Annotated in this window: 5 protein-coding genes; 4 read left to right on the forward strand and 1 reads right to left on the reverse strand. The window is 69.9% G+C overall.

Going from position 1 to position 6,650, the window contains the following annotated elements; genetic code table 11:
• From pdhA to AB0I53_RS14975, 3 genes are all read left to right on the forward strand, one after another.
• On the forward strand, positions 1–1,101 hold the full coding sequence (pdhA, locus tag AB0I53_RS14965; protein WP_358602051.1) for a pyruvate dehydrogenase (acetyl-transferring) E1 component subunit alpha: 1,101 nt from the start codon (positions 1–3) through the stop codon (positions 1,099–1,101).
• A gap of 109 nt (positions 1,102–1,210) precedes the next feature.
• Positions 1,211–2,206: an alpha-ketoacid dehydrogenase subunit beta gene (locus AB0I53_RS14970; protein ID WP_358602054.1), complete on the forward strand. Its 996-nt coding sequence runs from the start codon at positions 1,211–1,213 to the stop codon at positions 2,204–2,206.
• Positions 2,207–2,231: 25 nt separating this feature from the next.
• Positions 2,232–3,524, forward strand: coding sequence for a pyruvate dehydrogenase complex dihydrolipoamide acetyltransferase (locus tag AB0I53_RS14975; protein WP_358602057.1), 1,293 nt, complete (start codon positions 2,232–2,234; stop codon positions 3,522–3,524).
• 117 nt (positions 3,525–3,641) lie between these two features.
• Here the strand turns inward: AB0I53_RS14975 and AB0I53_RS14980 are convergent, their stop codons facing one another.
• Positions 3,642–5,033, reverse strand: a complete 1,392-nt coding sequence (locus tag AB0I53_RS14980) for an aspartate aminotransferase family protein (protein WP_358602060.1) — start codon at positions 5,031–5,033, stop codon at positions 3,642–3,644.
• A 161-nt stretch (positions 5,034–5,194) separates the two neighbouring features.
• Between AB0I53_RS14980 and AB0I53_RS14985 the strand changes: the two genes are divergently transcribed.
• The gene (locus tag AB0I53_RS14985; RefSeq protein WP_358602274.1) at positions 5,195–6,598 is read left to right on the forward strand and encodes a gamma-aminobutyraldehyde dehydrogenase; all 1,404 of its coding nucleotides are present in this window, start codon (positions 5,195–5,197) and stop codon (positions 6,596–6,598) included.
• Positions 6,599–6,650 lie beyond the last annotated feature (52 nt).

Genomic DNA, 6,650 nt, shown 5'->3' on the forward strand with positions numbered 1-6,650 from the left:
ATGGCACAGACTGCTACCCGCACCAAACCTGCCACTCGCGCCACCAAGTCGCGTCGCGGCGGCTCGGTACGCGGCTCCGGCGGCGGAGCTTTCGCCGGTGAGTCGCCGGAGCTGCTGCAGGACTACTTCTACGAGATGACCCTGATCCGCCGCTTCGAGGAGCGCGCGGCGCAGGGCTACACCCAGGCCAAGATCGGCGGCTACTGCCACCTCAACCTCGGTGAGGAAGCCACCGTCGTCGGCCTGATGCGGGCGCTGCGCAAGAGCGACCTGCTGTTCACCAACTACCGCGAGCACGGCTACGCGATCGCCAAGGGCATCGAGCCCGGCCGCGTGATGGCCGAGCTGTACGGCCGCACCACCGGCACCTCCAAGGGCTGGGGCGGCTCGATGCACATGTTCGACGTCGAGGCCGGGCTGCTCGGCGGCTACGGCATCGTCGGCGGGCAGGTCCCGCTGGCCACCGGTGCCGCGCTGGCCATCGACTACCGCGGCGGCGACCAGGTCGTGATGTGCCAGATGGGCGACGGCACCACCAACATCGGCGCCTTCCACGAGGCGCTGAACATCGCGGCGCTGTGGAACCTGCCGGTGGTGTTCGTGGTGATCAACAACCAGCTCGGGATGGGCACCACGGTCGACAAGTCCTCCGCCGAGCCGGATCTGTTCAAGCGCGCCGCCGCCTACCGGATGCACGGCGAGCGGGTGGACGGCAACGACGTGCTGGCCGTCCGCGACGCGGCGACCCGGCTGGTCGAGCAGGCCCGCGAGACCGGTCGCCCGGCGCTGCTGGAGGCGGTCAGCGAGCGGCTGAAGGGCCACTCGGTGGTCGACCCGGCGAAGTACCGCAGCGAAGAGTCGGTCGAGCAGGCCAAGCAGGCCGACCCGGTGGCGAACTTCCGGGCGCAGTTGATCGAGGCGGGCATCCTGGACGAGGACGCCGCCGTGGAGATCGAGCGCAAGGCGCAGGCCGAGGCCGACGCGGCGGTCGCGTTCGCCGACGACAGCCCGCACCCGGACCCCTCGACGCTGTTCGACTACACCTACGCCACCCCGGTGGCCAACGACTCGCGGCGCCTGCCGGCCGACCCGGTCTTCTGAGGCACCCGCCCGCGATTTAGCGACACCCCGCCACAGGTCCCGTGGATCTCTCTGACGCCAATTGAGAGATCCACGGGCTCACCAATGCTTTTGTGCAGGAGAAAAACCCTTGGCCGTCATCACGTATCGCCAAGCGTTGCACGACACGCTTCGCGAGGAAATGCTGCGCGATGAGGACGTCTTCCTCATCGGCGAGGAAATCGGGGTCTTCGAAGGCTCCTACAAGATCACCGCCGGATTGCTGAAGGAATTCGGCGAGAAGCGCGTGCGCGACACCCCGATCGCCGAGGAGGGCTTCGTCGGCGCCGCGGTCGGCGCCGCCATGCTGGGCCTGCGGCCGGTCGTGGAACTGATGACGATCAACTTCTCGTTGATCGCGCTGGACCAGATCGTCAACCACGCGGCCAAGATCTACGGCATGTTCGGCGGGCAGACCAGCGTGCCGATGGTGCTGCGCACGCCGGGCGGCGGCGGCCAGCAGCTGGGCGCCACCCACTCGCAGAACATCGAGCTGTACTACGCGTTCGTGCCGGGCCTGAAGGTCGTCGCGCCGAGCACCCCGGCCGACGCCAAGGCGCTGCTGCTGGCGTCCATTCGGGACAACGACCCGGTGCTGTTCCTGGAGAACCTCGCGCTGTACAACACCAAGGGCGAGGTCCCGGACGTCGTCGAGCCCGCCGAGATCGGCAAGGCGAAGGTGACCAAGCAGGGCACCGACATCACCATCATCGGCTACTCGCGGATGGCCATGGTCGCCCAGCAGGTCGCCGAGAAGCTGCAGGCCGAAGAGGGCATCAACGCCGAGGTCGTCGACCTGCGCAGCCTGCGGCCGCTGGACCGCGAGACGGTCGTGGAGTCGGTGCGCAAGACCGGCTGCGCCGTGATCGCCGAGGACGACTGGCTGACCTACGGCATCGGCGCGGAGATCGCCGCGTCCATTTCGGACGGTGCGTTCGACTACCTGGACGCCCCGGTGCGCCGGGTCGCGGCGGCGGAGGTGCCGCTGCCCTACGCCAAGCCGCTGGAGCGCGCCGCGCTGCCGTCCGCCGAGTCCCTTACGACCGCAGTCCACCAAACGCTGGACGCCGTCGGCCGCCGCCGCTGAGGCCTGTGCTCACCCGAGGAAGACCATGACTGAGATTCAGATGCCGAGGCTCTCCGACACGATGGAGGAGGGCGTGATCTCGACCTGGCGCAAGAACGTCGGCGACCAGGTCAGCCGCGGCGAAGTGATGGCCGAGATCGAGACCGACAAGGCCATCATGGAGCTGGAGGCCTACGACGACGGGGTGCTGGAGAAGATCCTCGTCGAGGCGGGTACGACGGTGCCGATCGGCACCCCGATCGCGATCCTCGGCGACGGTTCCGGCGCCGCGGCGGAAGCCGCCCCGGCTCCGGCGCCCGCCGCCGCTCCGGCTGCTGCTGAGGCCCCGGCTCCGGCCGAGCCCGCAGCTGCGCCGGCTCCCGCGCCTGCCGCCCCGGCCGCGCCCGCCGAGCAGGGTGCGAAGCCGAAGGCGTCGCCGCTGGCGAAGGCGGTCGCAAAGGAGAAGGGCGTCGACCTGTCGACGGTGCAGGGCACCGGGCCCGGCGGGCGGATCATCCGCGCCGACATCGAGGCCGCCGCCTCGGCCGCCCCGGCTGCTGCTGCCCCGGCTGCTGCCCCGGCTGCTGCTCCTGCCGCTGCCCCGGTGGCGGTGTCCAATGTGGTCGCTGCCGCGACGGCGGCCAACGAGGACGTCGAGGAGATCCCGCTCAGCAACATCCGCAAGGTGACCGCGAAGCGCCTGACGGAGAGCAAGCAGCAGGCCCCGCACTTCTACCTGACCAGCGCCATCGACGTCACCGACCTGATGGCCTTCCGGGCGACGCTCAACGAGCGCCTGCAGGCCGCGGGCGGCCCGAAGGTCAGCATCAACGACCTGATCGTCAAGGCGGTGGCCACGGCCCTGCGCGCGAACCCGGCGGTGAACGTCTCGTTCGCCGGCGACAAGATGCTGCAGCACAAGCGCATCAACCTCGGCGTCGCGGTGGCCATCGACAACGGCCTGGTCGTGCCGGTGATCAAGGACGCCGACCGCAAGAGCGTCTCGGAGATCGCCGCGGAGAGCCGGGAGCTGGCCGGGCGGGCCCGCGAGGGCAAGCTGACGCTGGACGAGATGTCCGGCGGCACCTTCTCGATCTCCAACCTGGGCATGTTCGGCATCGAGCAGTTCAGCGCGGTGATCAACCCGCCGGAGGCGGGGATCCTGGCGGTCGGCGCGGCTCGCGACGAGGTACAGGTGCGCGACGGCGAGTTCGTGGCCCGCAAGATCCTGCGGGCGACGCTGTCGGCGGACCACCGGGCGGTGGACGGCGCGGTCGGCGCGGCGTTCCTGCAGCTGCTGACCGGGCTGCTGGAGGACCCGATCCGCATCATCGCCTGACGATCGGTGACTCGGGCCCCTTCCGCGATGACCCCGTCTCTCGCGGAAGGGGCCTTTTTCATGCGCGCGCAGCGTGACGGGCGCCTTCGGCGACGAAGGCGCCCGTCACGCAGTGGATCAGAGCTTGGCTTGGGCGTCGGTGAGGACCGCGCGGAGGATCTGCTCCACCTCGTCGAAGTGCTCCTGGGTGGAGATCAGCGGCGGGGCCAGTTGGATCACCGGCTCCGCCCGGTCGTCCGCGCGGCAGTACAGCCCGGCTTCGAACAGGGCGGGGGAGACGTGGCCGCGCAGGACGCGTTCCGCGTCTTCGGCGGTGAAGGTCTCCTTGGTCGCCTTGTCCTTGACCAGCTCGATGCCGTAGAAGTACCCGGCGCCGCGGACGTCGCCGACGATCGGCAGGTCCAGCAGCTTCTCCAGGGTGGCCCGGAAGTTCGCCTCGTTGGCCTGGACCCGGCCGTAGAGGTCCTCTGACTCCATCAGGTCCAGGTTGGCCAGGGCGACCGCGCAGGCCACCGGGTGCCCGCCGTAGGTCGAGCCGTGCGTGAAGCTGCTGCCGTCGACCAGGAACGGCTCCATCAGCCGCTCGTCGGCGATCATCGCGCCCAGCGGCGCGTACCCGGAGGTCAGGCCCTTGGCGACGGTGATGATGTCCGGCTGGTATCCGTAGCGGTTGGCGCCGAAGTCGTGCCCGAGCCGGCCGAAGGCGCAGATCACCTCGTCGGAGACCAGCAGCACGTCGTGCTCGGTGCAGATCTCCCGCACCCGCTGCCAGTAGCCGGGCGGCGGCGGGAAGCAGCCGCCGGTGTTCTGCAGCGGCTCCAGGAACACCGCGGCGACGGTTTCCGGGCCTTCCCGCTCGATCGCGCGGGCGATCTCGTCGGCCGTCCAGGCACCGAACGCCTCGTAGTCGTCGGCGAATACCGGCGCGCGGTAGAAGTTGGTGTTGGGCACCTTGATCGCGCTGGGCACCAGCGGCTCGAAGTCCTGCTTGGCGCCCGGGATGCCGGTGATGGACAGCGCGCCCTGCGAGGTGCCGTGGTAGGCCAGCGAGCGGCTGATCACCTTGTGCTTGTTGGGTTTTCCGGTCTTCTTGAAGTACTGCTTGGCGAGTTTCCAGGCGCTCTCCACGGCTTCGCCGCCGCCGCCGGTGAAGAACACCCGGTTGAGGTCGCCGGGTGCCTGGGCGGCGACCCGTTCGGCGAGCTCCACCGCGCCGGGGTGCGCGTGCGACCACAGCGGGAAGTAGGCGAGCTGCTTGGTCTGCCGCGCCGCCGCCTCGGCCAGTTCGTCGCGGCCGTGCCCGACCTGGACGGCGAACAGGCCGGCCAGGCCGTCGAAGTAGCGCTTGCCGTGCTCGTCGTAGACGTAGGGGCCGTCGCCGCGCACGATCACCGGGATCTCGGTGTCGGCGTAGCCGCTGTGGTCGGCGAAGTGCAGCCACAGGTGGTCGCGGGCCCGGTCGCCGAAGGTGCGGGCGCTGGTTGCGGCGGGCTTGTCCGTCGCGCTCATGATCAACCTCACGTTAATCGGGGTGTGCGGAATCCATTGTACTGATCGCAGTAGACAACGGAAAGCGTCGTAAATACCATCTCTAACAATTGATCTAGTGGTCAATTGCAGTCGATCAACGGAAGAGGTGTCGCGTGACCGGGCAAGCGTTCGACAACTTCATCGACGGCCGCCGGGTGCCGGCCGTCGACGGCCGGACCCTGGACGTCGTCGACCCGGCGACCGGCGAGGTCTACGCCGCCCAGGCGAACTCCGGGAAGTCCGATGTGGACAATGCGATGGCCGCCGCCGGAAGGGCTTTCCGGGACTGGCGGCGCACCACCCCGGCGCAGCGGCAGACCGCGCTGCTGCGCATCGCCGACGCCATCGAGGCGCGCGCGGCCGAGGTGGTGCGCGTGGAGTGCGAGAACACCGGCAAGCCGGTCGCGCTCACGCACTCGGAAGAGATGACGATGGTGCTGGACCACCTGCGGTTCTTCGCCGGCGCGGCCCGGGTGCTGGAGGGGCGCGCCGCGGCCGAGTACCTGGCCGGGCACACGTCGATGATCCGCCGCGAGCCGCTCGGCGTGTGCGCCCAGGTGACGCCGTGGAACTACCCGTTGCTGATGGCGATCTGGAAGATCGCGCCCGCGCTGGCGGCCGGGAACACCGTCGTGCTCAAGCCGTCCGAGACCACTCCCGCGAGCACGTTGCTGCTCGCCGAGATCGCCGCCGAGCACCTGCCCGCCGGCGTGTTCAACGTGGTCACCGGCGACCGGGACACCGGGCGCCTCCTCGTCGGGCATCCGGTGCCGCAGATGGCCTCCATCACCGGCTCGGTGCGCGCCGGCGTCGAGGTCGCCGGATCGGCGGCGCAGGACCTCAAGCGCGTGCACCTGGAGCTCGGCGGCAAGGCACCGGTCGTGGTCTTCGCGGACGCCGACGTCGCGGCGGCCGCGGAGGGCATCGCGGCTGCGGGCTTCTTCAACGCCGGGCAGGACTGCACGGCGGCGACCCGCGTGCTGGTGCAGGAAGGGCTGCACGACGAGTTCGTCGCGGCGCTGACCGAGCAGGCCCGCAACACCCGGACCGGCCCGCCCGGCGACACCGACGCGGACTACGGCCCGCTGAACAGCGCCGACCAGCAGGCGTTGGTGGCCGGGTTCATCGACCGGCTGCCCGACCGCGCCGTCGTCCACTGCGGCGGGTCACGGGTCGGGGAGCGCGGCTACTTCTACGCGCCCACCGTGGTTTCCGGGCTGCGCCAGGACGACGAGATCGTGCAGGACGAGGTGTTCGGGCCGGTGATCACGGTGCAGAGCTTCACCGACGAAGACGACGCGTACGCCAAGGCCAACGGCGTCCGCTACGGCCTGGCGTCGTCGGTGTGGACCGCCGACCACGCGCGGGCGATGCGGGCGAGCATCGAGCTGGACTTCGGCACGGTGTGGCTCAACACGCACATCCCGCTGGTCGCGGAGATGCCGCACGGCGGGTTCAAGCACTCCGGCTACGGCAAGGACCTGTCCATGTACGGCCTGGAGGACTACACCCGCATCAAGCACGTGATGAGCAGCCTGGGCTGAAGCACGGGGCCGTGAGTCTTTTGGGCTGCTATGGCAACCCAAAAGACTCACG

The organism is Saccharopolyspora sp. NPDC050389 (assembly GCF_040655595.1).
GTDB lineage: Bacteria > Actinomycetota > Actinomycetes > Mycobacteriales > Pseudonocardiaceae > Saccharopolyspora.